The 24,710-nt window shown below is 61.3% G+C and carries 24 protein-coding genes; 15 read left to right on the top strand and 9 right to left on the bottom strand.

Annotation, left to right across the window (positions count from 1 at the left end):
• Window positions 1-242: 242 nt before the first annotated feature.
• Window positions 243-1,853, bottom strand: a complete 1,611-nt coding sequence (gene urtB, locus AB8B20_RS27670; protein ID WP_439073892.1) for an urea ABC transporter permease subunit UrtB — start codon at window positions 1,851-1,853, stop codon at window positions 243-245.
• A gap of 151 nt (window positions 1,854-2,004) precedes the next feature.
• On the bottom strand, window positions 2,005-3,327 hold the full coding sequence (gene urtA / locus AB8B20_RS27665; RefSeq protein WP_068733926.1) for an urea ABC transporter substrate-binding protein: 1,323 nt from the start codon (window positions 3,325-3,327) through the stop codon (window positions 2,005-2,007).
• Window positions 3,328-3,817: 490 nt separating this feature from the next.
• Here urtA and AB8B20_RS27660 point away from each other — a divergent pair, with 490 nt between their 5' ends.
• The 3 genes from AB8B20_RS27660 to AB8B20_RS27650 all read left to right on the top strand — a co-directional run bounded on the left by AB8B20_RS27660 (window position 3,818) and on the right by AB8B20_RS27650 (window position 6,158).
• Window positions 3,818-5,335, top strand: a complete 1,518-nt coding sequence (locus tag AB8B20_RS27660) for a DEAD/DEAH box helicase (RefSeq protein WP_439073893.1) — start codon at window positions 3,818-3,820, stop codon at window positions 5,333-5,335.
• Window positions 5,336-5,359: 24 nt separating this feature from the next.
• Window positions 5,360-5,638: a translation initiation factor IF-1 gene (gene infA, locus AB8B20_RS27655; RefSeq protein WP_068733922.1), complete on the top strand. Its 279-nt coding sequence runs from the start codon at window positions 5,360-5,362 to the stop codon at window positions 5,636-5,638.
• Window positions 5,639-5,945: 307 nt separating this feature from the next.
• Entirely contained in the window at window positions 5,946-6,158 is a 213-nt protein-coding gene (locus tag AB8B20_RS27650; RefSeq protein ID WP_011474122.1) for a cold-shock protein, read from the top strand.
• A 152-nt stretch (window positions 6,159-6,310) separates the two neighbouring features.
• Here the strand turns inward: AB8B20_RS27650 and AB8B20_RS27645 are convergent, their stop codons facing one another.
• The 4 genes from AB8B20_RS27645 to AB8B20_RS27630 all read right to left on the bottom strand — a co-directional run bounded on the left by AB8B20_RS27645 (window position 6,311) and on the right by AB8B20_RS27630 (window position 10,045).
• A complete protein-coding gene (locus tag AB8B20_RS27645; RefSeq protein ID WP_439073894.1) occupies window positions 6,311-6,934 on the bottom strand; it encodes a TadE/TadG family type IV pilus assembly protein in 624 nt (207 codons plus the stop codon).
• Between the two features lie 17 nt (window positions 6,935-6,951).
• The gene (locus AB8B20_RS27640) at window positions 6,952-7,494 is read right to left on the bottom strand and encodes a TadE/TadG family type IV pilus assembly protein (RefSeq protein ID WP_439073895.1); all 543 of its coding nucleotides are present in this window, start codon (window positions 7,492-7,494) and stop codon (window positions 6,952-6,954) included.
• A 179-nt stretch (window positions 7,495-7,673) separates the two neighbouring features.
• Complete coding sequence (locus AB8B20_RS27635) at window positions 7,674-8,180, bottom strand: pilus assembly protein N-terminal domain-containing protein (RefSeq protein ID WP_439073896.1); 507 nt, start codon at window positions 8,178-8,180, stop codon at window positions 7,674-7,676.
• Window positions 8,181-9,217: 1,037 nt separating this feature from the next.
• Window positions 9,218-10,045: a sterol desaturase family protein gene (locus tag AB8B20_RS27630; protein ID WP_439073897.1), complete on the bottom strand. Its 828-nt coding sequence runs from the start codon at window positions 10,043-10,045 to the stop codon at window positions 9,218-9,220.
• Window positions 10,046-10,329: 284 nt separating this feature from the next.
• Here AB8B20_RS27630 and AB8B20_RS27625 point away from each other — a divergent pair, with 284 nt between their 5' ends.
• From AB8B20_RS27625 to AB8B20_RS27580, 10 genes are all read left to right on the top strand, one after another.
• Window positions 10,330-10,494: a Flp family type IVb pilin gene (locus tag AB8B20_RS27625; RefSeq protein ID WP_439073898.1), complete on the top strand. Its 165-nt coding sequence runs from the start codon at window positions 10,330-10,332 to the stop codon at window positions 10,492-10,494.
• Window positions 10,495-10,584: 90 nt separating this feature from the next.
• A complete protein-coding gene (locus AB8B20_RS27620) occupies window positions 10,585-10,719 on the top strand; it encodes a hypothetical protein (RefSeq protein WP_439073899.1) in 135 nt (44 codons plus the stop codon).
• A 75-nt stretch (window positions 10,720-10,794) separates the two neighbouring features.
• Window positions 10,795-11,319, top strand: coding sequence for an A24 family peptidase (locus AB8B20_RS27615; RefSeq protein ID WP_093759225.1), 525 nt, complete (start codon window positions 10,795-10,797; stop codon window positions 11,317-11,319).
• A 120-nt stretch (window positions 11,320-11,439) separates the two neighbouring features.
• Window positions 11,440-12,225: a Flp pilus assembly protein CpaB gene (gene cpaB / locus AB8B20_RS27610; protein ID WP_439073900.1), complete on the top strand. Its 786-nt coding sequence runs from the start codon at window positions 11,440-11,442 to the stop codon at window positions 12,223-12,225.
• Window positions 12,226-12,242: 17 nt separating this feature from the next.
• Entirely contained in the window at window positions 12,243-13,697 is a 1,455-nt protein-coding gene (locus AB8B20_RS27605; RefSeq protein ID WP_439073901.1) for a type II and III secretion system protein family protein, read from the top strand.
• Between the two features lie 23 nt (window positions 13,698-13,720).
• On the top strand, window positions 13,721-14,455 hold the full coding sequence (locus AB8B20_RS27600; RefSeq protein WP_439074070.1) for a CpaD family pilus assembly protein: 735 nt from the start codon (window positions 13,721-13,723) through the stop codon (window positions 14,453-14,455).
• Complete coding sequence (locus tag AB8B20_RS27595; protein WP_093759228.1) at window positions 14,452-15,720, top strand: AAA family ATPase; 1,269 nt, start codon at window positions 14,452-14,454, stop codon at window positions 15,718-15,720. Before AB8B20_RS27600 ends, AB8B20_RS27595 begins: the two co-directional genes overlap by 4 nt.
• 21 nt (window positions 15,721-15,741) lie before the next feature.
• On the top strand, window positions 15,742-17,196 hold the full coding sequence (locus tag AB8B20_RS27590; RefSeq protein ID WP_093759229.1) for a CpaF family protein: 1,455 nt from the start codon (window positions 15,742-15,744) through the stop codon (window positions 17,194-17,196).
• Window positions 17,197-17,206: 10 nt separating this feature from the next.
• Entirely contained in the window at window positions 17,207-18,181 is a 975-nt protein-coding gene (locus tag AB8B20_RS27585; protein ID WP_439073902.1) for a type II secretion system F family protein, read from the top strand.
• A 10-nt stretch (window positions 18,182-18,191) separates the two neighbouring features.
• A complete protein-coding gene (locus AB8B20_RS27580; protein WP_089261544.1) occupies window positions 18,192-19,166 on the top strand; it encodes a type II secretion system F family protein in 975 nt (324 codons plus the stop codon).
• 54 nt (window positions 19,167-19,220) lie between these two features.
• On the opposite strand, the gene AB8B20_RS27575 is transcribed toward AB8B20_RS27580, so the two are convergent.
• Window positions 19,221-20,024: a tetratricopeptide repeat protein gene (locus AB8B20_RS27575; protein WP_439073903.1), complete on the bottom strand. Its 804-nt coding sequence runs from the start codon at window positions 20,022-20,024 to the stop codon at window positions 19,221-19,223.
• Window positions 20,025-20,197: 173 nt separating this feature from the next.
• Here AB8B20_RS27575 and AB8B20_RS27570 point away from each other — a divergent pair, with 173 nt between their 5' ends.
• Both AB8B20_RS27570 and AB8B20_RS27565 read left to right on the top strand, forming a co-directional pair.
• Window positions 20,198-21,580, top strand: coding sequence for a leucyl aminopeptidase family protein (locus AB8B20_RS27570; protein WP_439073904.1), 1,383 nt, complete (start codon window positions 20,198-20,200; stop codon window positions 21,578-21,580).
• Window positions 21,573-22,424: a C40 family peptidase gene (locus AB8B20_RS27565; protein WP_439073905.1), complete on the top strand. Its 852-nt coding sequence runs from the start codon at window positions 21,573-21,575 to the stop codon at window positions 22,422-22,424. The genes AB8B20_RS27570 and AB8B20_RS27565 overlap by 8 nt, the downstream gene beginning before the upstream one ends.
• Here AB8B20_RS27565 and AB8B20_RS27560 read toward each other — a convergent pair.
• Both AB8B20_RS27560 and AB8B20_RS27555 read right to left on the bottom strand, forming a co-directional pair.
• Entirely contained in the window at window positions 22,408-22,974 is a 567-nt protein-coding gene (locus tag AB8B20_RS27560; RefSeq protein ID WP_338053861.1) for an NUDIX domain-containing protein, read from the bottom strand. The genes AB8B20_RS27565 and AB8B20_RS27560 overlap by 17 nt on opposite strands.
• A 99-nt stretch (window positions 22,975-23,073) precedes the next feature.
• Entirely contained in the window at window positions 23,074-24,708 is a 1,635-nt protein-coding gene (locus AB8B20_RS27555; RefSeq protein WP_439073906.1) for an ABC transporter ATP-binding protein, read from the bottom strand.
• Between the last annotated feature and the right edge of the window lie 2 nt (window positions 24,709-24,710).

Genomic DNA, 24,710 nt, shown 5'->3' with positions numbered 1-24,710 from the left:
TATGCCCAATTGTAGCTAGCACCGGCGCCAATGGTCCCCTCCCCCCTTGCGGGGGAGGGTGGCGCGTTAGCGCCGGGAGGGGGGTAGCCGCAAGCGCCGGAGCTTGGGGTGGGCGCCCCCCCCCCCCCCCCCCCCCCCCCCCCCCCCCCCCCCCCCCCCCCGGGGGGGGGGGGGGGGGGGGGGGGGGGCCCCCGCCACAAGGGACGTCACTAGCGCGTCGAAGCGAAATGTAGTTGCCATCCTCATGCTTCGATCGCCCTGCCCTTGAGCGCGAACAGACCGCGCGGCCGTTTCTGGATGAACAGGATGATCAGCACCAGGATGGCGATCTTGCCAAGCACGGCGCCTGCGACCGGCTCGAGGAACTTGTTGGCGATGCCGAGCGAGAATGCACCGACCAGCGTGCCCCACAGATTACCGACGCCGCCGAACACCACGACCATGAAACTGTCGATGATGTAGCTCTGGCCGAGATTGGGCGACACGTTGTCGATCTGCGACAGCGCCACGCCGGCAATGCCCGCGATGCCGGAGCCGAGACCGAAGGTCAGCGCATCCACGCGCGAGGTTGCGATGCCCATGGACGCGGCCATGCGGCGGTTCTGGGTGACGGCGCGCATCTCGAGTCCGATCGAGGTGTAGCGCAGCATCGCCAGCAGGATCGCAAACACGGCAAGCGTGAAGCACAGGATCCAGAGCCGGTTGTAGGTGATCGTGAGCTGACCCAGCTCGAATGCGCCGGACATCCATGAGGGATTGCCGACCTCGCGATTGGTCGGGCCAAACATGGTGCGCACCGCCTGCTGCAGCACCAGCGACAGACCCCAGGTCGCCAGCAGCGTTTCCAGCGGACGGCCATAGAGGAAGCGGATAATGGTGCGCTCGATGACGATGCCGAGGAGACCAGCGACGATGAAGGCCAGCGGCACCGCCATCAGCAGCGAGTAGTCGAACAGGCCGGGATAGCTGGTGCGGATCACGTCCTGCACCACGAAGGTGACATAGGCGCCGATCATCACCATCTCGCCATGTGCCATGTTGATGACGCCCATCACGCCGAAGGTGATGGCGAGGCCGATGGCAGCGAGCAAGAGAACCGAGCCGAGCGACAAGCCGTACCAAGCGTTCTGGCCGATCGACCACAGTGTCTGCCGGCTGTTGATCGCCGTGACGGCGCTGGCCGCGCTGCGCGCGACGCCGACGGTCTGATCGGCCGGCAGGCTGGTGAGCAGCGCCAGCGCGTCCTGATCGCCGCGGCCCTTGATGATCGCGATGGATTCGATCTTCTCGGCCTCGGTCGCGTCTTCCTTATAGAGCAGGATCGCGGCACGGGCCTCGGTGAAGGCCTGCTTGGCGGCCTTGTTGGTTTCTTTCTCCAGCGCGGTCTCGATCACCGGCAGCATCGCGGTCTCGTGGCTCTTGAACACCGACTGTGCGGACGCGATCCGCTTGGCGGGATCCGGCGACATCAGCGTGAGTCCGCCCAGTGCGGATTCGATGTTGCGGCGAAGACGATTGTTGAGGCGCACCGCGGCGGCGCTGGCCGGTACTTCAGCGACGGCCTCGCCGGTGGCAGCATCGGTCACCTTACCGTCGGTGCCAGTGAGATAAACCTTCTTGCTGTCGGGATCGGCGGAGAGCCGGCCTTCCTGCAGCGCGGTGATCACAGCGAAAGCCTGCGGATGGCCCGAGGTGGCAATGATGCCCACGGCTTCGTCGCTGTCGGAGAAATCATCATTGGCGAATTTGGCGACGGCATCCTCGAAAGGACCCGCAAAGGCCGGAATGGCGGTCGCGACAATCAGCAGAAATGCAACAGCGATCGCGCGGAAACGATAAAGGAGATCAGTCACTGGAAAACCCCGGCCGAAGAAAAAAGAGAAGGCGACGGATTCACCGCCTTCTCCAGTTTTGGGAGTCTCGTGTCAGAAGAGTCTCGGGAGGATCATCAGTGCGGGCGGAAAATGCCCGCAATGATGGAGAACACAGAACCTCAGAGCGAGATCAGGAACCCTGACCGCCGCACTTGTTGGTCTTGGTGTTGAAGTTGCCGCACTTCTTGCCAACCCAGTCGCCGATCAGGTCCTTGGAGCCGTCGAGCTCCTTCGACCATGCATCGCCAGCCACCAGCGCCGGAGTCTTCCAGACCACGTCAAACTGGCCATTGGCCTTGATCTCGCCAATGAACACCGGCTTGGTGATGTGGTGGTTCGGCAGCATCTTCGAGGTACCGCCGGTCAGGTTCTTGGCTTCGATGCCGGGCAGCGCATCGATGACCTTGTCGGCTTCGATCGACTTGGCCTTCTCGACCGCCTTCACCCACATGTTGAAGCCGATCACGGTGGCTTCCATCGGGTCGTTGGTCACGCGCTTCGGATTCTTGGTGAAGGCCTGCCATTCCTTGATGAACTTCTCGTTCTCAGGATTCTTGATCGACTGGAAGTAGTTCCAGGCCGCGAGATGGCCGAGCAGCGGCTTGGTGTCGATGCCGGCGAGTTCTTCTTCACCCACCGAGAACGCAACCACCGGAATGTCGGTCGCCTTGATGCCCTGGTTGCCGAGCTCCTTGTAGAATGGAACATTGGCATCGCCGTTGATGGTCGAGACCACGGCGGTCTTCTTGCCGGCCGAGCCGAACTTCTTGATGTCGGCGACGATCGTCTGCCAGTCGCTATGACCAAATGGCGTGTAGTTGATCATGATGTCTTCCTGCTTGACGCCCTTCGACTTCAAGTAGGCTTCGAGAATCTTGTTGGTGGTGCGCGGATAGACGTAGTCGGTGCCGGCCAGCACCCAGCGCTTCACCTTCTCGTCCTTCATCAGGTAGTCGACGGCCGGGATCGCCTGCTGGTTCGGAGCGGCGCCGGTGTAGAACACGTTACGCTCGGACTCCTCGCCCTCATACTGCACGGGGTAGAACAGGATGTTGTTCAGTTCCTTGAACACCGGGAGAACCGACTTGCGCGACACCGAGGTCCAGCAGCCGAACACGACGGCAACCTTGTCCTTGGTGATCAGCTCGCGCGCCTTTTCGGCGAACAGCGGCCAGTTCGATGCGGGATCGACCACCACGGCTTCGAGCTTCTTGCCGTTCACGCCGCCCTTCTTGTTCTGCTGATCGATCATGAACAGCACGGTGTCTTTCAGCGTGGTCTCGGAAATCGCCATGGTGCCCGACAGCGAATGCAGAACGCCGACCTTGATGGTGTCGTCTGCGGCTTTGGCCGGCGAAAATGCCGACAGGCCCAGAGCCAGACCCGTTGCCGCGGCCATCAGGCTGCGACGCGAGATCGGCTTGGCTATTGCGTGAGTCAAATTGGTAATCATGTGCGGTCTCTCCCTGACGCAGACGAAATCAATGCGGAACGGCCCCACGGCCGGCGCGTTAGGGAGATCGCAAGAAGTGTGCCAGCCCTCGAACACACGATAAGTGATTGGGATTACTCGCATGTTTTCGATTTTCGGAAAGCGCGGAGGTTTTCCTGTTTATTTCTTGTGCAGAAAAATTGATCATGCACACGGCAAAAAGCTTAAATAATCGCCAAAAATTGCCTCATGTCTAAATTTCATGCAGCGGTATTTTGTCGCTGCTTTTAACCCTCTCGCCGATTGACCTTGAATCCGCCGCCTTGCTGTTCCATATCAATCGAACGACCTAGAGAATCATCAGGTCCTTGCGAGCCGCGTGTTCTGATCCCGTCTTTACTCTGATCTCCTCAGGGCAGTTCGACGGTTTCTGGCTTGCCCCTTCAGCTAACCAGAACTGACGCCCCAAACACGCGGGTGTCCCAGACACACTCGCGCGCTCCCTGGCCCAATGGTCTTTGAATCATGGCCGGGCGCCTGCTTTCACTTTGGAAAGATTAATCTTTTGACCACCTTTCAGGAATTCGGCCTCGCCGATCCCATCACCCGTGCGCTTAAAGAAGAAAACTACACCACCCCGACCCCGATCCAGGCCCAGACCATCCCGATTGCCATCACCGGCAAGGATGTGATCGGTATCGCCCAGACCGGCACCGGCAAGACCGCTTCCTTCGCGCTTCCCATCCTTCACCGCCTGCTCGAGAACCGCATCAAGCCGCAGCCCAAGACCTGCCGCGTGCTGGTGCTGAGCCCGACCCGCGAACTCTCCGGCCAGATCCTCGACTCGTTCAACGCCTATGGGCGCCATATGCACCTCGCATCGGCGCTGGCCATTGGCGGCGTGCCGATGGGCCGTCAGGTCCGTTCGCTGATGCAGGGCGTCGACGTCCTCGTCGCCACCCCGGGCCGCCTGCTCGACCTCGTGCAGAGCAACGGCCTCAAGCTCAACATGGTTGAGTTCCTGGTGCTCGACGAAGCCGACCGCATGCTCGATATGGGCTTCATCAACGACATCCGCAAAGTCGTCGCCAAGCTCCCGATCAAGCGCCAGACGCTGTTCTTCTCGGCCACCATGCCGAAGGATATCGCCGATCTTGCCGAAGCAATGCTCAGGGATCCGGCCCGCGTCGCGGTGACCCCGGTGGCCTCCACCGTGGAGCGCATCAGCCAGCGGATCATGCTGGTCGATCACTCCGCCAAGCCGACGATCCTCGCTCAGATCCTCAAGACCGAGACAGTTGACCGCGCCCTTGTGTTCACCCGCACCAAGCACGGCGCCGACAAGGTCGTGAAGGGGCTCGAGCGCGCCGGCATCGCCGCTGCCGCGATCCACGGCAACAAGTCGCAGAACCACCGCGAGCGCACGCTGGCCCAGTTCCGCACCGGCGAAATCCGCACTTTGGTGGCCACCGACATCGCCGCCCGCGGCATCGACGTCGACGGCATCACCCATGTGGTGAACTTCGACCTGCCGAATATTCCGGAAACCTACGTCCACCGAATCGGCCGTACGGCCCGTGCCGGACGCGAAGGCATCGCAATCTCGCTTTGCGCGGGCGAGGAAATGGCGTATCTGCGCGATATTGAAAAGCTGATCCGCATTTCGCTTCCGAAGGAAGACCGCCGCACCCCAGGCCGCAACGACGTGGGGCCGTCGCCTTCCCAGAACCGTGGCGGTCAGCGCAACGGTCGCTCCGCCCCGCACGCACCACGCAGCAATGACGGAGCGCCCGGCAAGAACGCGCGCAATCGTCGTCGTCCCCATGGCGGCAACGGCGGCGCATCGCAGCCGAACCGCGATCATGGTCGGAACGAGAATGCGAGACACGAGAATGCACGGCATGAGCCGATCTCACGTCCGGCCAACCAGGCTGGAACTGCGACTAAAGAAGGGATGCAGGGCGTTGCCTTCCTGCACCGCGAAAGCCGACCGAATACAACCCCGAACCGCACCCAGCGGCCACGCTAACAGCCGATCGATCTGGAGCTAACAATGGCCAAAGAAGAGCTGATCCAGTTCGAAGGACTGGTGACCGAAATCCTCCCCGATGCACGCTATCGCGTGCAATTGGACGCAGGACACGAAATCGTCGCCTACACCGCCGGCAAGATGAAGAAGAACCGCATCAAGACGCTGGCCGGCGATCGCGTGACCATCGAGATGTCGCCCTACGATCTCGAAAAGGGTCGTCTGATTTTCCGCCACAAGGACGAGCGTCCCGGCGGTCCTCCGCGCGGCGCACCGCCGCGCGGTCAGTTCCGTCGCCGCTAAGCGCATCCAGCGCTTAAACTGTCGACAGTTTAAAATCGCAACGACAACCCATCCGCGCATCGGATCACTCGCGATGCGCGGATGGGTAAGCGTTCCTGACCGTTCGTGCGCAATCAAAAAATCGTGCGCGTCAGGATTGTTTTGAGGGGGCGCTTCCCCTAATATGAGTTAATCGATTTTCGGCCGGACGACATTATCTATCCCCCGGTGCAGCCGGTCTAGACTGACGACCCTTCCAAAAATTCGATGTCACCAGCCCACATCTGTTTCGTGGGCTACACTATATCTTTGAGAAGGGACTACCCCCATGAGCATGGGAACAGTGAAGTGGTTTAACGCGACCAAGGGCTTCGGCTTCATTCAGCCGGACGATGGTGGCAACGACGTGTTCGTTCACATCAGCGCCGTTGAGCGTGCCGGTCTCGGCACCCTGCGTGAAGGCCAGAAGATCAGCTACGAAATCGTTGCTGACCGTCGTTCCGGCAAGTCGTCGGCCGACAATCTCCGCGCCGCAGGCTAAACGATCATTCGCAAGCTTGATGCTTGCGCATTGATCGACTGAATACGAAAAGGCCGCGCTCTCGAGCGCGGCCTTTTTGCTGAAGCATGATCCGGAAAAGTGGATCGACGATAGTTGGCTGCAACTACAAATACGCAGCGCATGATCGCAAATTACGGCGTGCAGCTCGTCACCATCACGACGCACGACGTTTGCCGCGGTCGCGTGTACATCGCATCGGACAGCGTGAGCCCGCCCTTCGGCACGACCCAGCCAATCGTCGGCACGTATGTATAGTTGACCTCGCCGAGGATCAGATACTGGTTTGCCACATAGTTCCCGTTGGCGTCCTTGACGATCAGATTGGTGGGAACCGATACGATGTCATTCACTTTCCTGACCACAACATTGCCATTCACTTTCCCCGTGGGAAAATCGCCGCGCGTCCACACCACCTTGGCGATCTTGGTCGACGGATCGATATACACCTGACTGATCGACGCCGTGAGCTGCGTCTTGTCATAAGGCGTCAGCATCGCATCGGCGATGATGAAGAAATTCGAGACATCGGTTTCCGCCAGCGTCGTGTAGCGCGACGCAAGATCGGCCAGCCCCTGTGAGATCTGGCTGACCTTGCGATCGACGGCAAAACCGTTGGAAACATCCAGCATGCCGAAGAACATCAGGAACATCAGCGGGAGGATCATCGCGAACTCGACCGCGGATACGCCTCTCGTGTCGTCTCGCAACAGCAAGGCCCGTCGCCAGGCTGCCAGTGCTGCCATACGTACACGCATTGTCTTGATCCCTGCCATCACTGCGGCCCGGTAGCCGCTGTCGCGGCCAGCAGGCGCTTGCTGCTCGTCGTTCCGCGACCGATATTAGCGATGTTGTAGCCTAGGCCGGTCACGTAGAGCGGCCATTGATAAAACCCGCGGGTCACGACGGTCTGGTTTGTGTTCGTCGGCGGCTGCCAGGTGAGCTTGGTGCCAGCATAATTTCCGCTACTGTCGATCGGATCCGCAATGGTGATCGCCGTGCCCGGATTGTAGGAACGCACGTCGGTCCCGATCTTGGTGCAATCCATCAGTACGGAAACGCGCGCGCAAATGACGGTATTGAAGTCTGCCTGGCTCGGTGCCTGGCTCGTATAGAAAAGTCGGGAGCCATCCTGTATGGCGGTCTCCAACACCTGACCGCCGAAGAACACCATGGCGGTTTCCATGATCGCGAAGATCAGCGCGAAGAAGATCGGCGCGATGAATGCGAATTCGACCGCGGCCGAGCCACTGCTGTTGCGACCGAAGCGGCGGAGCCGCTTGGCGAGCGTCGCCATCGAAATCAATGGTAGCAGCATCTGCAATGCCTCAGCGAGAAGGAAGTAACTACCGCCGAGATGTATCGGAAACAGATTGTTGAAGTGTTTCGCCGGATCGAGACAAGACGGCTCGATGGGTTAACCCGCTGTTGACCATGTCTCCGCTGAACGATACCGCATGGGATGCGGCACCATTTGCGCGTTTACGAGATCACAGGTCAGTTGTTGAGCCTGGCGGCATTTCCTGCCGTTATGGCCTGAGTACTGAGAGTCCCGGCCTGCCCGATCGCGGATCTGAAGAAGGTCTCACCGTCACCCAGCCTCACGCGTCGCTGACATTCAGGCGTACAGGTGTAAGTCTCACGCTCGACACCACGATAGACGGTGACGAGTTTGTCGGTCGGACCTTCGACCTGAACCAGCCGATCCATCAGGACAGCGCCCGTACGATCCATTGCGATCACATTGGTGGCGCCATAGCCCTTTCCGGTCACCACGACCATGCCGCCGGGCTGCAGTGTCACATCTGCAATCAGGGGGTTGCCGACCACGATGGTGGCGATCTTCTCAGGAAATTTGACGAGCTTGGCCTGATCGACGCTGACCGCGATCATATCGTCTGCAGGCGCCGCAAGACCGCCCGCCGGCAACAGCATGGTCCCTGCCACCAAGGCACGGGCCACAAACACCGCACGCATACGCGCGCGCTTTGACTGAAACGACATCCTGTACTCCGGGACGATACAAGCCGACAAAAGCAGATACGCAGCGGTGCCGGCGCCCGACATGGCAAATGTGCCGTTAATTGATGAAGGAACTGGAAACGGCGGTGGCGGGGTGCATGATGGACGCTGTCCCGGCTTAAGAAGCCTTGATTGACTGTCATTCCCCGGCAAACCAATTGGTTTGCCTGAGGGCGCATGAAAGCGGCAACACCGCTGCAATGCGAACCCGGAATCTCGGAGTGTTTGGCGCAAAACATGCCGAGATTCCGGGTTCGCGTCCGGCAAGTGCCGGCCACGCCCCGGAATGACAGCTTGGGTCACTAAATATTTTTTCCTATCTTATTGACAGTATCCCCATCAGGTTTATATTCCCTTCCGTCCTGCCCCACCGAGAGGGGCGATCGCGATCGTCACGTTCGCGGGGTGGGATGCGGTGGACGCCGGAGATGCGGCGTCACGCGGTTCATGGGGGACGTCTGTCTTCGGGCAGGACGGATCTGCGCCAGCACTGCCACTGGCAAGGAGACGGCCGGCCTTCGGATGGAAAGACCCCCGGACAGTGTGACGGACGACCAAGTCAAAACGCGTTCGGCTTACTCGCTTGAGGCACCCTGTCCCTTCGCCTTGGGACTGTAATTTTGGTGATGGGATCGTTCGCCATGGCGAAGCGCAAGCAACCGAAAAAACACCGCATGCGGAACGTCGGGCACTTGCTCGGCGCATCCGAAAGTCCTGATGCACTCTAGATTGCGGAAGACCGCATCGCATCAGGCCCAAGGGTGCAACGGGCACCCGGCGTTCCGCACGCCCTCTCTCAGGGGGCGGGAATGCAAGCAACGACGGCGCCCCCGCGCCGCAAACAATTGGGGTGATGACGCATGTCTGAAAAGCACTGGCTGTTTGAAATTCACATCAGCAACGGCGCACAGGAGTCTCCCTCCCTCAAGCATTGCGTAGCAATGCGCGGCGGGGTCTGGCGGACGAATTCGTCCACCAGACCCCCGCCGCGCTCGGGAGAGGGAAAAGAAGAGAGCGCCCTACTGCTTGAACGGATAGACGAGTTGGCCGGTGAATTCGGTCGGCAACGGCTCACCGTCGACACCGTAATTGTCCGGCAGCTCACCCGCCGGCATGCGGAAGGTACCGAACATGATGTCCCAGATCGGAAACGTGCCGGCGAAATTGGTGTTGCCGCCGCGCTCTAGCGACGTGTGGTGCCAGCGGTGAAACACCGGCGTCGCCAGCACATATTTGAACGGTCCGAGGGTCCAGTTCAGATTGGCGTGCACGAAAGCCGAGTGGAAGGTCGTGAACGGTCCGACCCACAGCATGATGTTCGGCGAGATACCCGCCATCAATAGCAGCACATCGACCGCGACGGTGCCGAGAAACAGATTGACCGGATGAAACCGTGCCGCGGAGATCCAGTCCACCTCTTCCGATGAGTGATGGATCGCGTGGTATTTCCAGAAGCCGCCGCCGTGATACATCCGGTGCAGCCAGTACAGCATGAAGTCGGACACCACGAGGAAGAAGAGCGCCTGTACCCAGAGCGGCATCTGCGCCAACGGCCCGTGGCCGTTGTCGTAGAAGGCGATCAGCTCATCGGCATCGTGAATATTGAAGACGACGGCAGCACCGAGCACGAGGAGTCCGATTCGCACGACGCGGGTGATCAACGGCACGAAGAACCAGTAGACCACGTCGGTCACGATCTCCGTCTTTCGCCACCAGTGCTTGCCGGGATTGCAGGCCCAGAAATGCGTCAGCACCGTAAAGACCACGGCCAGAGCCAGTGTGATCGGGACCACCTTCATGATGGTCTCACCGAACATATTCAGGATATCGAAGGGGAGTGTCGTCATCGCGGCCTCGCGGTATTCGAAGGCCAAGAGTTACCGCGGTATGCTTAAGGAGCAATGAAGCGAAAGGACACGCGTGGTGTCATCAAACCCAAGTCATTCTAAAATCGCCTTAAGTAGGTATTTACCGTGCAAAAGAAGAGACAAATGCGACCGACTTTCATCAATCGAATTAACCGCACTGCAATTCCCCACTCCTAGTGTTCCCTCATGGTCACGGTGCTGAGAACGCCGGGGAGACCAGGCATCACGATCGACAGCCACGTGCACATATGGAGTTTTATATTATGAAGAACCTCGTTTCGCGTTTTATCAAGGATGAATCCGGCGCCACCGCTATCGAATACGGCCTGATTGCTGCCGGCATCTCGCTGGCCATCATCGCGGTCGTTAACGGCCTCGGCACCAAGCTGAACGGCAAGTTCACCGACATCAACACCTCGCTCAAGTAAGCGGCGGGTAGGCGTGCATCTAAGGCTCCGGTTTCCGGAGCCTTTTTTGTTTCGGAAGGTTGTTCACCGGTCGTCGCGAGTGTTGTGCGTATGAGACATCCCGACATTCCCCACTCTGTCCTGCAGGGGGTTCAGCGCACGCTGCGCGATCCGGCAAGCCTGGTCTGCGCGGCGCTGATCCTCGCCCTGATTGCGGTCGCGATCCGCATCGCCAGCGTTTGGTAAATCATTTCTTGTTTTCCGATTGTTCATTTCTGCTGGCTAGGTTTTCCGTCGTCGCCACAACGGGCCTTTGACGCCATGATCCTCGATTTAGTACGCCTTCTGTTGCTCCCGGGCCTGATGGCCTATGCGGCGATCAGCGACCTTTTCACGATGACCATTTCGAACCGCATCTCGCTGCTGCTGGTGGCGGGCTTCGCCGTATTGGCGATCTTCGGCGGAATGGGTCTTCACGATGCGATGTCGCATCTCGGCGCGGGGGCATTGGTGCTGGTGGTCGCTTTCGCCTGTTTCGCGTTCGGCTGGGTCGGCGGCGGCGATGCCAAGCTCGCCGCGGCGGCAGGACTGTGGTTCGGCTTCGATCATCTCCTGAACTACCTCGTTTACGCCTCGCTGTTCGGCGGCGCGCTCACGTTGCTGCTGCTCCAGTTCCGGCAGTGGCCGCTGCCCTATGCGCTCGGCAGCCAGGCCTGGCTGATGCGTCTGCATCACAAGGAAACCGGCATCCCCTACGGTATTGCCCTCGCCCTCGGCGCGCTGCTCGTTTACCCCGACACCGGATGGGTGAAGACGATCGACCTGGCGCGTTTCGCGCTTCACTAAAATCGGAACTTTCTATTAACGCGATTTAGATACCGCTCATTAACCATGCTTTGACGAATAACTGGTCAACTCCCGTTACAGCGGCGGCAGCGTCGCGGCGTAATGTGGAAAGTGAAGCGTATGAATACCGCACGCATTGTGGTCCTCGCCATTGCACTCGGCGCTGGCAGTGTGGCGCTATATCTTGCGAGCACATCGGACACACCGCCGCCCCCTCAGGTCGCCGAGGCCCCGACAACTGACGTTCTCGTTGCCAAGGCCGATATCGCGCTCGGCCAGGCGCTCGGTCCCGATGATGTCCAGTGGCAGTCCTGGCCCGCATCAGCGGCGAGCACTAACGTCATCAGCCGTAACAGCCGCCCGGACGCGGCGACGCAAATCGCCGGCTCCATCGCGCGTTCGGCCTTTATTGCCGGCGAACCGATCCGTGAACCGAAACTGGTACGCGCCAATGGCGCTGGCTTTATGGCCGCCGTTCTGCCGACCGGCATGCGTGCCGTCTCCACCGAAATTTCGCCGGAAACGGGCGCCGGCGGCTTCATTCTGCCAAACGACCGCGTCGACGTGATCCTGTCGAAGCGCGAACGCGGCGGTGATCGCGGCGGCACGGAGGCCATAAGCTCCGAGATCATCCTGAACAATATCCGCGTTCTCGCCATCGATCAGGCGCCCAAGGAAAAGGACGGTCAGAATTCGGTCGTCGGCAAGACCGCAACGCTCGAATTGAAGCCCGAACAGGCCGAGTTGCTCGCCCGCGCGCGGCAGAGCGGCACGATCTCGCTGGCATTGCGGGCCCTGGTCGACGCCAACGCACCTGCGCCGGTTGAAGATCCCAATGGCGGCAAGCGCGACAGCATTAACATCGTGCGTTACGGCATCCCGTCGACCGCGACCATAACGAAGTGATCGAGAGGACGCAGGCGATGAAGCGCATCACAACAGGCGGATCGATGCGGGCCCTTGCAGCCCGCGCGCTGTCGCTCACCGCCATCACGGCGCTCACGATCAATCCCGTATTGACGCCAGTTTTCGCGGCCGACTCCGCGTCCATGCAAGCCGGCAGCGCCGCCGCCTTGAACGCGAAATTCCTGCCGCTCGGCATCGGCAAGTCGATCGTCATCGACCTGCCGCGCGACATCAAGGATGTGCTGGTCGCCGATCCCAAGATCGCCAACGCCGTCATACGTTCGGCGCAGCGCGCCTACATCATCGGTGCGACCGTAGGCCAGACCAACATCGTATTCTTCGACGTCAGCGGCCAGCAGATCGCCGCCTATGATATCGCCGTCACGCGCGACCTGAACGGTATTCGGGCCGCGCTCAAGCAGACCATGCCCAATGCCGATATTCGCATCGAAGGTCTCGGCGATAGCGTGATGCTGTCGGGTACGGCATCGAGCCAGGTCGAAGCGCAGCAGGCCGCGGACCTCGCGGCGCGCCTCGTCGGCGGCATGGACAAGGTCGTGAACAGCATCTCGGTGCGCGGGCGTGATCAGGTCATGCTCAAGGTCACCGTTGCGGAAGTCCAGCGCAACATCGTCAAGCAGCTCGGCGTCGATCTGTCGGCATCGATGAGCTACGGCACGTCCGTCGTCAACTTCAACAATAGCAACCCGTTCACGGCGCGCGGCAGCAGCCTGGTCTCCGATAATGCCCTCAAGGCATCCTTCGGATCGACGCCATCCGTCACGGCGACGCTGAAAGCGATGGAAAACGCCGGCGTCATCCGGACGCTCGCCGAGCCCACGCTGACCGCGATCTCCGGCGAGACCGCCAATTTCCTTGCGGGCGGTGAATTCCCGGTCCCCGGCGGCAATACCTGCGATCCCACGACACGGATCTGTACGACGCAGATCACCTTCAAGAAATTCGGTATTTCGCTGGGCTTTACGCCGGTGGTTCTGAGCGAAGGTCGTATCAGCCTCCGTGTCGGCACCGAAGTCTCCGAGCTATCGCAGGAAAATTCCGTCACGATCAGCGGAACGTCGATCCCGGCGATCAAGGTCAACCGTGCGGACACCACGCTCGAGATTCCGTCCGGCGGTTCGATGGTAATGGCCGGCCTTATCAAGCAGCAGACCAAAGCGGCCATCAGCGGCCTGCCGGGCATGTCGCAATTGCCTGTGCTGGGCACGCTGTTCCGCAGCCGGGATTACGTCAACAACAACACCGAGTTGATGGTCCTGGTCACGCCCTATGTGGTCCGCGCCGTCGCGCAGAAGGATCTCTCGCGTCCGGATGACGGCTTCGTGGATGCATCCGATCCGCAGGCCGATCTGCTCGGCAACGTCAACCGCATCTATGGCGCACCGCACCGCACCGAGCCGACCCAACCGACGCGCAGCTATCGCGGCGTTTTCGGCTTCATCACGGATTGAGACGGGGCAAGTATCCGATGACCATGAACAACCACACAGCGATACACTCTTCGCGCACACGGACCGCCACTGGCGCGCTGCTGTTCCTGGCGCTTGCGCTTGGCGGCTGCAAGACCGTTGCGCAGGACACCACGTCGAGCATACCGGACGATTACCGGCTGCGGCATCCCATCGTTGTCGAAGAACGGGCCAAGACCACCGAGGTCTTCGTCGGTAGCCAGCGCGGCGGCCTGTCGGCCACACAGCGCGCGGATGTCGTATCGCTCGGTCAGGACTGGTTGCGCGAAGGCACCGGCGTCATCACTGCGGAGGTGCCGGTCAATACACCGAATGCACGCGCCGCCAGAGAGTCTTATCGTGAGGTTCATTCGCTTCTGATGGCGATTGGCGTGCCCCAGAACGGCGTCCTGATGCGCAGCTATCAGCCGAGCGATCCGCGTATGTTGCCGACCATCCGCGTCAGCTACCCGCTGATCGCGGCTTCGGCCGGTCCGTGCGGCACCTGGCCCGACGACCTTGCGTCGTCGATCAAGAACAAGGGCTATCTCGCGAACAAGCCGTACTACAATCTCGGCTGTGCACAACAACGCAATCTCGCCGCCATGGTCGCCAATCCTTCGGATCTGGTTCAGCCGCGCGCCGAAACCCCTGTCTATGCCGGCCGACGTACGTTCGTGTTGGACAAGTATCGCAAGGGTGAGAGCACCGCGACGACCTATCCCGAAGACAAGACCAGAATCAGCAATGTGGGCCAATGATTAGCTACGCGCAGAAAACCGCAGACGAGCAGCCCTCCGCCGCAACACCCGCGGCAGAGGAGCATATTGCGCCGGCACCGCGGGTGTCGGTGCAGGCGTTCTGCGAGACCGTGGAAACCGCTGCCGCTGTGCAGGCCGCCGCCGAGGACAGGCGCCTGGGCAAGGCTCACATCAAGATCCAGATGGGCGGCATGCCTGCGGCCATCGAGGCCTATCGGTCGGCACCGACGCCGAACGTCATTGTTCTCGAGACCGAACCGCGCGGCGACATTCTCGCTGGCCTTGATCAACTGGCGACGGTTTGCGATTCCGGTACCCGCGTGGTGGTGATCGGCAAGGTCAACGATGTCACGCTCTACCGCGAGCTCGTTCGTCGCGGCGTCAGCGACTACGTGATCGCGCCTGTTGCGACTATCGACGTCGTTCGTTCGATCTGCGGACTGTTCTCGGCGCCGGAAGCCAAGGCGGTCGGCCGTATCATTGCCGTGGTCGGCGCCAAGGGCGGCGTCGGCGCGTCCACCATCGCTCACAACATCGCCTGGGCGATCGCGCGCGATCTGGCACTGGACTCCGTTGTCGCCGACCTCGATCTTGCCTTTGGAACTGCCGGGCTGGACTACAACCAGGACCCGCCGCAAGGCATCGCGGACGCGGTGTTCTCGCCGGATCGTGTCGATACCGCCTTCATCGACCGACTGTTGTCGAAGTGCACCGACCATCTTAGTCTGCTGGCTGCCCCTGCCACACTGGACCGCGTCTACGACTTTGGCGCCGAGGCCTTCGACTCGATCTTTGACACGCTACGGTCGACAATGCCCTGCATCGTGCTCGACGTGCCGCATCAATGGTCGGGCTGGACCAAGCGGGCCCTGATCGGCGCGGACGACATCCTGATCGTTGCAGCACCGGATCTCGCCAACCTGCGCAATACCAAGAACATGTACGATCTGATCAAGGCCTCACGTCCCAATGATCGCGCACCGCTGTACTGCCTCAATCAGGTCGGCGTTCCAAAGCGGCCCGAAATCAGCGCCAGCGAATTCGCCAAGGCCATCGAGACACCGCCGATCGTCACGATCCCGTTCGATCCACAGATGTTCGGCTCGGCCGCCAACAATGGTCAGATGATTGCCGAGATTGCGGCCGGCCATCGCACCACCGAACTCTTTCTGCAAATTGCGCAGCGGCTGACGGGCCGCGGCGAGGCCAAGAAGCCACGAGGATCCTTCCTGGGTCCGTTCCTGGAGAAATTGCGGTCGAAGTAATTCACCGCATGGAGTGTTGTCGTGTTTGGTAAGCGTAGCGGAACAGATACCGATGTCCGGGCCGTCAAGCCCGCCAGCGCGCCGGAGCCCTCTCCCGGCGCGATGGCTGCGTCTGCGCCACCAGCTGTGTCATCGCCGCCGCTGTCACCCGCTCGCGCCGCACCTGCCCCCGTCATCGCAGAGCGCCGCTCCGAAAATTACTATCAGGTCAAAGCGACGATTTTCGGCGCCCTGATCGAGGCGATCGACCTCGCGCAGCTCGCCAAGCTCGACGGCGAATCCGCGCGCGAGGAAATCCGCGACATCGTCAACGAGATCATCGCGATCAAGAACATCGTGATGTCCATTGCCGAGCAGGAAGAACTGCTCGACGACATCTGCAACGACGTGCTCGGTTACGGGCCGCTCGAGCCGCTTCTGGCGCGCGACGACATCGCCGACATCATGGTCAATGGCGCCGGCACGGTGTTCATCGAAGTCGCCGGCAAGATCCAGAAGACCGGCATCCGTTTCCGCGACAATCAGCAGCTGCTGAATATCTGCCAGCGCATCGTCAGCCAGGTCGGCCGCCGCGTCGATGAATCCTCACCGATCTGCGACGCTCGTCTTGCCGACGGTTCGCGCGTCAACGCCATCGTGCCGCCGCTGGCCATCGATGGTCCTGCGCTGACGATTCGTAAATTCAAGAAGGACAAGCTGACGCTCGAGCAGCTGGTCAAATTCGGCGCGATCTCGCCGGACGGCGCCCAGATCCTTCAGATCATCGGCCGCTGCCGCGCCAACGTGCTGATCTCCGGCGGTACCGGTTCGGGCAAGACCACGCTGCTGAACTGCCTCACCAACTATATCGACGACGACGAGCGCATCATCACCTGCGAAGACGCCGCTGAACTTCAGCTGCAGCAGCCCCACGTGGTGCGGCTCGAAACCCGGCCGCCGAACATCGAGGGCGAAGGCCAGGTCACGATGCGCGAACTGGTGCGTAACTGTCTGCGTATGCGTCCGGAGCGGATCATCGTCGGCGAAGTCCGCGGACCCGAGGCATTCGACCTGTTACAGGCGATGAATACCGGCCATGACGGCTCGATGGGCACCCTGCACGCCAACAATCCGCGTGAAGCGCTGTCGCGCTGCGAATCCATGATCACCATGGGTGGCTTCTCGCTGCCCTCGCGCACCATTCGCGAAATGATCTGCGCGTCGATCGACGTCATCGTACAGGCCGCCCGTCTACGCGACGGCTCGCGCCGCATCACGCACATCACCGAGGTGATGGGCATGGAAGGCGACACCATCATTACGCAGGACCTGTTCGTCTACGACATGGTCGGCGAAGACGCCAACGGCAACATCATCGGACGGCACCGCTCGACCGGCATTGGCCGCCCGCGGTTCTGGGATCGTGCCCGCTATTACGGCGAGGAGAAGCGGCTCGCGGCGGCGCTCGATGCTGCCGAAGTCATAGCGCCGAACTGAGGAGCGAATGATGAACATGCAGGCGCTCGCATTGGCATTCATGGCCAGTATCGCCGTTGGCGGTCTGGCTTGGGTTTTTCTCTATCCGCTGTTGTCCGGCGAGAAGATGGCCGAAGCGCGCCGTGCATCGGTCGCGCGGACGGAGCCCGTGGCGCGCCAGGTCGACAAAAACCAGCGCTCCCGGCGCGAGCAGGTCGAAGGATCGCTCAAGGAAGTCGAAGCACGCCTTCAGAAGGAAAAGAAGATCCCGCTCGGAATCCGGATCGCGCAGGCCGGACTCGACTGGAGCGACCAGAAATTCATGGTGATCTCCGGCGTTCTGGGGGGCGGAAGCTTCCTGATGACTATGATGTTTGGCGGCGGTCTGCTCGCAGCCGCCGGTCTCGGATTCGCCGCGGGCTTCGGCCTGCCGCGCTGGATCCTCAGCTTTCTCAAGAAGCGGCGCGAGGCGGCCTTCCTCAAAGCGCTTCCAGATGCCGTCGACGTCATCGTTCGCGGTATCAAGGCCGGTCTGCCGCTATTCGACTCGATCAAGGTTGTCGCCGCCGACGCGTCGGAACCCCTACGCAGCGAATTTCTTGCCATCATCGAAACTCAGACCATAGGTATGCCGCTCGGCGAGGCTTGTGCACGACTCTATGAGCGCATGCCGCTTCCGGAAGCCAACTTCTTCGGCATCGTCATCGCGATCCAGCAAAAATCGGGCGGCAACCTCTCGGAAGCTCTCGGCAACCTCTCCAAGGTGCTGCGCGACCGCAAGAAGATGGCCGAGAAAATCCAGGCCATGTCGATGGAAGCCAAGGCGTCCGCCGGCATCATCGGCTCGCTGCCGCCGATCGTGATGTTGCTCGTCTATCTCAGCACGCCTGAATATATTTCGCTGCTGTGGACCCATCCGACAGGCCGCCTGATGCTGGCGGCCTGCGTGGTCTGGATGTCCTGCGGCATCTACGTCATGAAGCGCATGATCAACTTCGACTTCTGATGGTGCTGGCATGCTCGATCTCCTGATAGCAAAGCTTCACGACATCCGTTTCATGACGATGCTGCTGGCCGCGATCGCGGTTGCGGCAACGGCCTACAGCCTGCTGACGCCGCTATTCGCCGGCGATGGCCTCGCCAAGCGAATGAAAGCGGTCGCCAGCGAACGGGAGCGGCTGCGGCAGCGCGAGCGGGACCGCATGGCGAAAGGCGAGAGAGTGTCGCTGCGCCAGACGCCGAAGCAACTCGTCTCCAAGGTTGTGACCGACTTCAACCTCAGCAAATGGCTGGCGCAGGAAGCCGCGCTCGACAAGCTGGTCATGGCCGGCTATCGCGGCCAAGCGCCCTATATCACCTTCCTGTTCTTCCGCGCCGTCACGCCGATCGTGTTCCTCGTCTTCGCGATCCTCTATGTATTCGTCATCTCGCGCATGGAACAGTCGATGCCCATCAAGATCGGCATGTGCCTCGGCGCCGCCTATCTTGGCCTGCAGGCGCCGATGATCTTTCTCAAGAATGCAATCACCAAACGCCAGCTTTCGATCCGCCGCGCATTTCCAGATGCACTCGATCTGCTGCTGATCTGTATCGAATCCGGCATGTCCATCGAAGTCGCGTTTCGCCGCGTGTCCATCGAGATCGGAACGCAGTCGGTGGCGCTGGCCGAGGAATTCACACTGACCACGGCCGAACTGTCCTATCTGCAGGATCGCAAGGTTGCATATGAGAACCTCGCAAAGCGTACCGGATTGGAGGGCGTCAAATCAGTCTGTCTGGCGCTGATGCAGTCGGAACGCTACGGCACTCCGCTCGGTCAGAGCCTTCGCGTGATGGCGCAGGAAAACCGCGACATGCGCATGAACGAAGCCGAGAAGAAGGCCGCCGCGTTGCCGCCGAAGCTGACGGTGCCGATGATCCTGTTCTTCCTGCCGGTTCTGTTCGTCGTCATTCTCGGCCCAACGGGCATCAAGGTCGCAGCGATGCAGTGACGCCGGTGAGCTTGGCCTTGCTCAGCGTCATTGCGAAATTTGACCTGCGAGAAATTACGACCGACGCGGTGCGTCGTCGTCCCGGGCGCCCAGGCGGGGCTGACCTTTACTGCTCAGCATCTGCTTGAGATAGGCGACATTCGCCGCTGCTTCGTCTGGCGGCAGGTCAGCCCTCACGATGGATTCCGCTTCACCGAACCGGCCTTGCAGGCCAACCACGAGACCGAGATTCTGGCGAACGCGCGGATCGACATTGCCGCGGCCCTGCGCGCGGCGCAGCGTTGCCTCGGCCTGCGGCAGATCCTTCGAAAGCATGTAGGACAGACCGAGATTGGAGAGCACGGACGGCTCCTCCGGCCTGATCTTCAGCGCGCTGTCGTAGTAACGGCGGGCTTCGTCATGCCTCCCCATCTGGTCAAGGACGGCGCCTTGTGCCGACAGGATACGCCAGTCCGGATTGGCTGGGCTATGTGCGGTGGTCAGCACATCGAAGGCGCGCTGGAAGCTGCCGGCGTCGGCCAGCGCGCGGCCGTAGCCTGCCAGCAGCGGCCTGTTGCCGGGATTCGTCAGCGTCGCCTGTTCGAACACCGAAACGGCCTGGGCCCGCTGGCCGTTGGCCCGGAGCGCCTGGCCGTAACGCAGGGCAGCGTCAGCATCCTTGGGATTGGCGCGATAGCGTTCGCCATAGACTTCGGCCGCACGGGCGGGATCGGCATCGGCTGGTGCTTCCGCCCGAGCGCCAAGGGAACCGGTGATATCGGACATGCCCGCGGTCTTGCAGCCAGCAAGGCCGGTGGCCAGGATTGCCGTCATTGCCGCGGTCGTCAAAAGCCGGGCAAGACAAGGGGGCTGACGCATGGCACTTTGACTCAACAATGGAGCGGACGGACGAGCCGGATGCCTTCAGCAATAGAGTGTTAACCCTAATGGCTGGTTAATCGGCGCGGGCCACGCCATATCCTCCAATACCGTCGCTTGACGCCCTTTGCGCTTCAGGTGTCATTGCCGCTCCCTTTCGCGAGATTCTGCATATGCATTCCGCCTTCGAGACCGCTGCCGCCGCATCCACCATTCCGATCACCTTCGCGACCAAGACAACCTGGCCCGAAATCAGCGCAGCACTCCCCGCACCCGCGAAAGCTTTCGCCGCGGCCAACGGTTTTGCGGCGAAACCCGGCGCCTGGCTAGCGCTGCCGACGGAAGATGGCGCAATCGCCCAGGTCATCTTCGGGCTGGAAGACGACGGCGCGACCTTCCGCGACCTGTTCCGCCCGGGGCAATTGCCCGGCCTGCTGCCACCGGGCACCTACCGTTTCGCCAACGCACCGCACGACACCCGCCTCGCCGTGCTCGCTTTCGCCCTCGGCAGCTATCGTTTCGGCCGTTATCGCAAGAATGATGAGCCCAAGGTGAAGCTGGTGCCGCCTGAGGGCGTCGATGTCGCCGAGATCAGCCGTATCGCCGAGGCCGCAGCACTGGCGCGCGATCTCATCAATACGCCGTCGAACGATATGGGACCGGAAGAACTCGCCGCGGCCGCCAGGGATCTCGCCGCGCGTTTTGGTGCAGACTTCAACTGCATCGTGGGCGACGACCTCGTACAACAGAATTTTCCGTTGATCCACGCCGTGGGCATGGCCTCGACGCGCGCGCCACGATTGATCGATTTCTCCTGGGGTGATCCGTCGCATCCCAAGGTGACGCTGGTCGGCAAAGGCGTTTGCTTCGACACGGGCGGCCTCGATCTCAAGCCATCGAGCGGCATGCTGATCATGAAGAAGGATATGGGCGGTGCAGCTAATGTTCTCGCGCTGGCGCTGATGGTAATGGACGCCAAGCTGAAAGTGCGGTTGCGCGTGCTGATCCCTGCTGTCGAGAACGCCGTGGCCGGCAATGCCTTTCGTCCGCTCGATATTTTCAAATCGCGCAAGGGTCCGACGGTCGAAATCGGAAATACAGACGCCGAAGGTCGCCTGGTGCTGGCCGATGCGCTAGCCTATGCCGATGAGGAGAAGCCGGACCTGCTGGTCGATCTGGGCACGCTGACCGGCGCTGCACGCGTAGCGCTTGGTCCAGATTTGCCGCCCTACTACACCAATGACGAAACGCTGGCGCTCGACGTTGCGCGCTGTGCGAAGGAGCAGAACGATCCGCTCTGGCGACTGCCGCTCTGGGCGCCCTACGATGCCTGGCTCGACTCCAAGGTCGCCAATATCAACAACGCACCATCCGGCGGTTTTGCCGGCTCAATCACATGCGCGCTATTCCTGCAGCGTTTCGTCGAAGCTGCGAAGAGCTGGCTGCATGTTGATATCTATGGCTGGACGCCATCGGCGAAGCCAGCGCGCCCCGAAGGCGGCGAATGCCAGGCGGCACGCGCAATCTATCAGCTATTGAGCCAACGCTATGGATAAACGCGACCCCAGGCTCACACCCGCGCGGCCAGACGTGGCCGCGCGATATCTTGAAGGTCAGGTCGAGGCCGCACGTTTCGTCGACGGCGAAGAATTCGAGGTTGCCGATGGTGTCGCCTCCATGCGGCTCCAACCATTCTCCGGCGCAGAAATGAATACGCAGGCCTTGAAGGGCGAGCGCTTCACCGTCTACGATCGCAACGACGAAGGCTGGGCCTGGGGCCAACTCAATGGCGACGGCTATGTCGGCTGGCTCTCGGATCTCGCACTCTATCCACCCGGGCCGACACCGACACACAATGTGACCGCGCTCCGGACGTTCCTTTTTCCTGGGCCCTCGATCAAGCTGCCGCCGACAGATACGCTGCCGCTGGGCGCGCGCCTGGCCATCGTCAAGATGACAGATGCGTTTGCGATGACGAATGCTGGACATTGTGTTCCGAGGCGGCATGTCGCGGAGATCGATGCGTTCGAAAACGATTTCGTTGCCGTGGCCGAGCACTTCGTCGGCACGCCCTATCTATGGGGCGGCAAGAGCAGCCTCGGTATCGATTGCTCCGGGCTGGTGCAAATCGCACTGACCGCCGCGGGAACCGGATGCCCCCGCGACAGCGACATGCAGGAGAGCGGCCTCGGCCGCGCCTTGTCAGACGCCGAGATGCAGCATCTGAAGCGCGGCGATCTGATTTTCTGGAAGGGCCACGTCGCCATTGCCCGCGATGCCGACACCATCGTGCATGCCAATGCGCATCACATGGCAACGGCCATCGAGGACACGAAAGGCGCCATTGCGCGGATCAGGGCGGCCGGCAGCAATGTCACGAGCATCAAACGGCTGGACTAGGCACCGCGCGCTCGTAGTAGTCCTGCAGTCGGTCACGATGTAGCGCCAACCACTGTAGGGCACTCACCATTAGGCCATTGTGAATTACACCGCTATCCAGCGCCGCGATCGCGTCGTGGATGGAGACCACGAAGGGCCGCGTATCCTCAGTCTCTCCGACGAGGCCGCCCCGAACAGGCACCTTGCTGCTGTCGACGAAGCCGAGAAAGAACGTGATATATTCGTCGGTGCAGCCTGGCGTCGGCAGCAGGCTATAGAGTTCAAACAAACGCTGCGGCGTTACGCCGATCTCTTCCGCGCATTCTCGCGCAGCGGCGGCGAGCGGCGTTTCATCCCCATCGATCCGCCCGGCGACGATCTCGACCATCTCACCGCGCCCCGTCGCCAGATGCGCCGGTAAACGGAACTGGTGAATCAGCACGATCTTGCCGCGCTCCAGATCGATGGGAATTACTGCTGCCACCTTGCTCGCGCGCAACACGTCGCGCTGCTGCCGCAACGTCTCATCGTCCGCGCGAATGATCGCGATGTCGTAGCGCTCGTAGGTCATGAAGCCGCGTCCGACCACCGTCGGAGCCGAGACAGCGACATCGGCAGCACGGTCTGCAATGGCGGGAGATCTATTGTTATCCTTCGTCATCGCAACCTACTACGCCGCAGCTCCACCGGGCGTCGTCTCGATCCGGAACGCCGCAGCAAACAGCGCGCGGGTGTAGTCGGTCTTCGGATTCTTGAACAGATCTGCAGCCGGGCCCTCTTCGACCACCTTGCCGTGCCGCATCACGATGAGGTGGCTCGCTAGTGACGCGACCACGCGCAGATCGTGTGAGATAAACAAATAAGTGAGATCGCGCTTGCGCTGCAGCTCGCGCAGGAGGTCCACCATCTGCGCCTGGAACAACATGTCGAGCGCGCTGGTCGGCTCGTCCAACACAACGAAGCTTGGCTCCAGCACGGCTGCGCGCGCGATGCTGATGCGTTGGCGCTGGCCGCCGGAGAACTCATGCGGATAGCGGAACCGCGTCTTGGGATCGAGCCCGACATCCTGCAGCGCCTTGATAACACGCGCCTCGCGGTCTTCCGCAGAGAGAGAGGGCTGATGCACGCTGAGCCCCTCGGCGACGATATCTCCGACTGACATACGCGGCGACAGCGCCCCGAACGGATCCTGAAACACGATCTGCATGTCACGCCGGATCGGCCGCATGTCCTTGAATTGCAAACCCTGGATATCCTTGCTCAGGAACACGATCGGCCCCTGCGAGGAGATCAGCCGCAGCAGCGCAAGACCGAGCGTGGTCTTGCCCGAACCGGACTCGCCGACGACACCCAGCGTCTCGCCCTGGCGCACCTTCAGACTGACGCCGTCCACGGCCTTCACGTGACCCACCGTCTTGCGCAGCAATCCGCGCTTGATCGGAAACCAGACCTTGAGATCGTCCGTGGACATCACCACCGGCGCTTCGGGCCGTGGCGGTGCCGGATCCGGCTTCGGCTCAGCCGCGAGCAGATCGCGTGTGTAAGGATGCTGCGGCGACGTAAATACCTGCTCTACCGGACCCTGCTCGACGATCTTGCCATTGTTCATGACGCAGACGGTGTCTGCGATGCGGCGGACGATGCCGAGATCGTGGGTAATGAAGAGAAGGCTCATGCCGAGCCGCTGACGAATATCGGCCAGCAGAGCGAGGATCTGTGCCTGCACCGTGACGTCCAGCGCGGTGGTTGGCTCATCAGCGATCAACAGATCCGGCTCATTGGCCAACGCCATCGCAATCATCACGCGCTGGCGCTGACCACCCGACAATTGATGCGGATAGCTGGCGAGGCGTGTTTCCGGGTCGGGAATGCCGACTTGCGTCAGCAATTCCAGCGTTCGTTCGCGCGCCTTGCTGCCGCGGATGCCGTTATGGAGTTGCAGTATCTCGCCGATCTGCGCACCGATGGTGTGCAGCGGGTTCAGCGAGGTCATGGGCTCCTGGAAGATGATCGAGATGTCGTTGCCGCGGATGCCACGGATCTCGCGCTCCGACATGCTCAGGAGCTCATGGCCCTTGAAGCGGATATGGCCGGACGGATGTGATGCTGTCGGATAGGGCAACAGTCGCAGGATCGACATGGCGCTAACGGATTTGCCCGAGCCGGACTCGCCCACAAGCGCCACGCACTCGCCCCGTTTGATCTCGAACGACACCCTGTCGACCGCGACCGATGTATTGCCGCCATGGTGGAACGCGACCGAGAGATCGCGCACATCGAGCAGCGGCTGGTTGATGGCATCCATGC

It is taken from the genome of Tardiphaga sp. 866_E4_N1_4 (assembly GCF_052076075.1).
Classification (GTDB): domain Bacteria; phylum Pseudomonadota; class Alphaproteobacteria; order Rhizobiales; family Xanthobacteraceae; genus Tardiphaga; species Tardiphaga robiniae.
Note: the sequence above shows the minus strand (reverse complement) of the source record. Positions and strands in the feature narration are given on the sequence as shown.

Coding starts and splice junctions, on each gene's coding strand:
- AB8B20_RS27600 (WP_439074070.1), top strand. CDS start 13,721: ATGAACAACCACACAGCGATACACTCTTCGCGCACACGGACCGCCACT.
- AB8B20_RS27605 (WP_439073901.1), top strand. CDS start 12,243: ATGAAGCGCATCACAACAGGCGGATCGATGCGGGCCCTTGCAGCCCGC.
- AB8B20_RS27585 (WP_439073902.1), top strand. CDS start 17,207: ATGAACATGCAGGCGCTCGCATTGGCATTCATGGCCAGTATCGCCGTT.
- AB8B20_RS27630 (WP_439073897.1), bottom strand. CDS start 10,045: ATGACGACACTCCCCTTCGATATCCTGAATATGTTCGGTGAGACCATC.
- AB8B20_RS27645 (WP_439073894.1), bottom strand. CDS start 6,934: ATGCGTGTACGTATGGCAGCACTGGCAGCCTGGCGACGGGCCTTGCTG.
- AB8B20_RS27620 (WP_439073899.1), top strand. CDS start 10,585: ATGAGACATCCCGACATTCCCCACTCTGTCCTGCAGGGGGTTCAGCGC.
- AB8B20_RS27570 (WP_439073904.1), top strand. CDS start 20,198: ATGCATTCCGCCTTCGAGACCGCTGCCGCCGCATCCACCATTCCGATC.
- AB8B20_RS27640 (WP_439073895.1), bottom strand. CDS start 7,494: ATGCTGCTACCATTGATTTCGATGGCGACGCTCGCCAAGCGGCTCCGC.
- AB8B20_RS27565 (WP_439073905.1), top strand. CDS start 21,573: ATGGATAAACGCGACCCCAGGCTCACACCCGCGCGGCCAGACGTGGCC.
- AB8B20_RS27635 (WP_439073896.1), bottom strand. CDS start 8,180: ATGTCGTTTCAGTCAAAGCGCGCGCGTATGCGTGCGGTGTTTGTGGCC.
- urtA (WP_068733926.1), bottom strand. CDS start 3,327: ATGATTACCAATTTGACTCACGCAATAGCCAAGCCGATCTCGCGTCGC.
- AB8B20_RS27575 (WP_439073903.1), bottom strand. CDS start 20,024: ATGCGTCAGCCCCCTTGTCTTGCCCGGCTTTTGACGACCGCGGCAATG.
- AB8B20_RS27625 (WP_439073898.1), top strand. CDS start 10,330: ATGAAGAACCTCGTTTCGCGTTTTATCAAGGATGAATCCGGCGCCACC.
- AB8B20_RS27615 (WP_093759225.1), top strand. CDS start 10,795: ATGATCCTCGATTTAGTACGCCTTCTGTTGCTCCCGGGCCTGATGGCC.
- cpaB (WP_439073900.1), top strand. CDS start 11,440: ATGAATACCGCACGCATTGTGGTCCTCGCCATTGCACTCGGCGCTGGC.
- AB8B20_RS27595 (WP_093759228.1), top strand. CDS start 14,452: ATGATTAGCTACGCGCAGAAAACCGCAGACGAGCAGCCCTCCGCCGCA.
- AB8B20_RS27580 (WP_089261544.1), top strand. CDS start 18,192: ATGCTCGATCTCCTGATAGCAAAGCTTCACGACATCCGTTTCATGACG.
- AB8B20_RS27555 (WP_439073906.1), bottom strand. CDS start 24,708: ATGGATGCCATCAACCAGCCGCTGCTCGATGTGCGCGATCTCTCGGTC.
- AB8B20_RS27660 (WP_439073893.1), top strand. CDS start 3,818: ATGGTCTTTGAATCATGGCCGGGCGCCTGCTTTCACTTTGGAAAGATT.
- infA (WP_068733922.1), top strand. CDS start 5,360: ATGGCCAAAGAAGAGCTGATCCAGTTCGAAGGACTGGTGACCGAAATC.
- AB8B20_RS27650 (WP_011474122.1), top strand. CDS start 5,946: ATGAGCATGGGAACAGTGAAGTGGTTTAACGCGACCAAGGGCTTCGGC.
- AB8B20_RS27560 (WP_338053861.1), bottom strand. CDS start 22,974: ATGACCTACGAGCGCTACGACATCGCGATCATTCGCGCGGACGATGAG.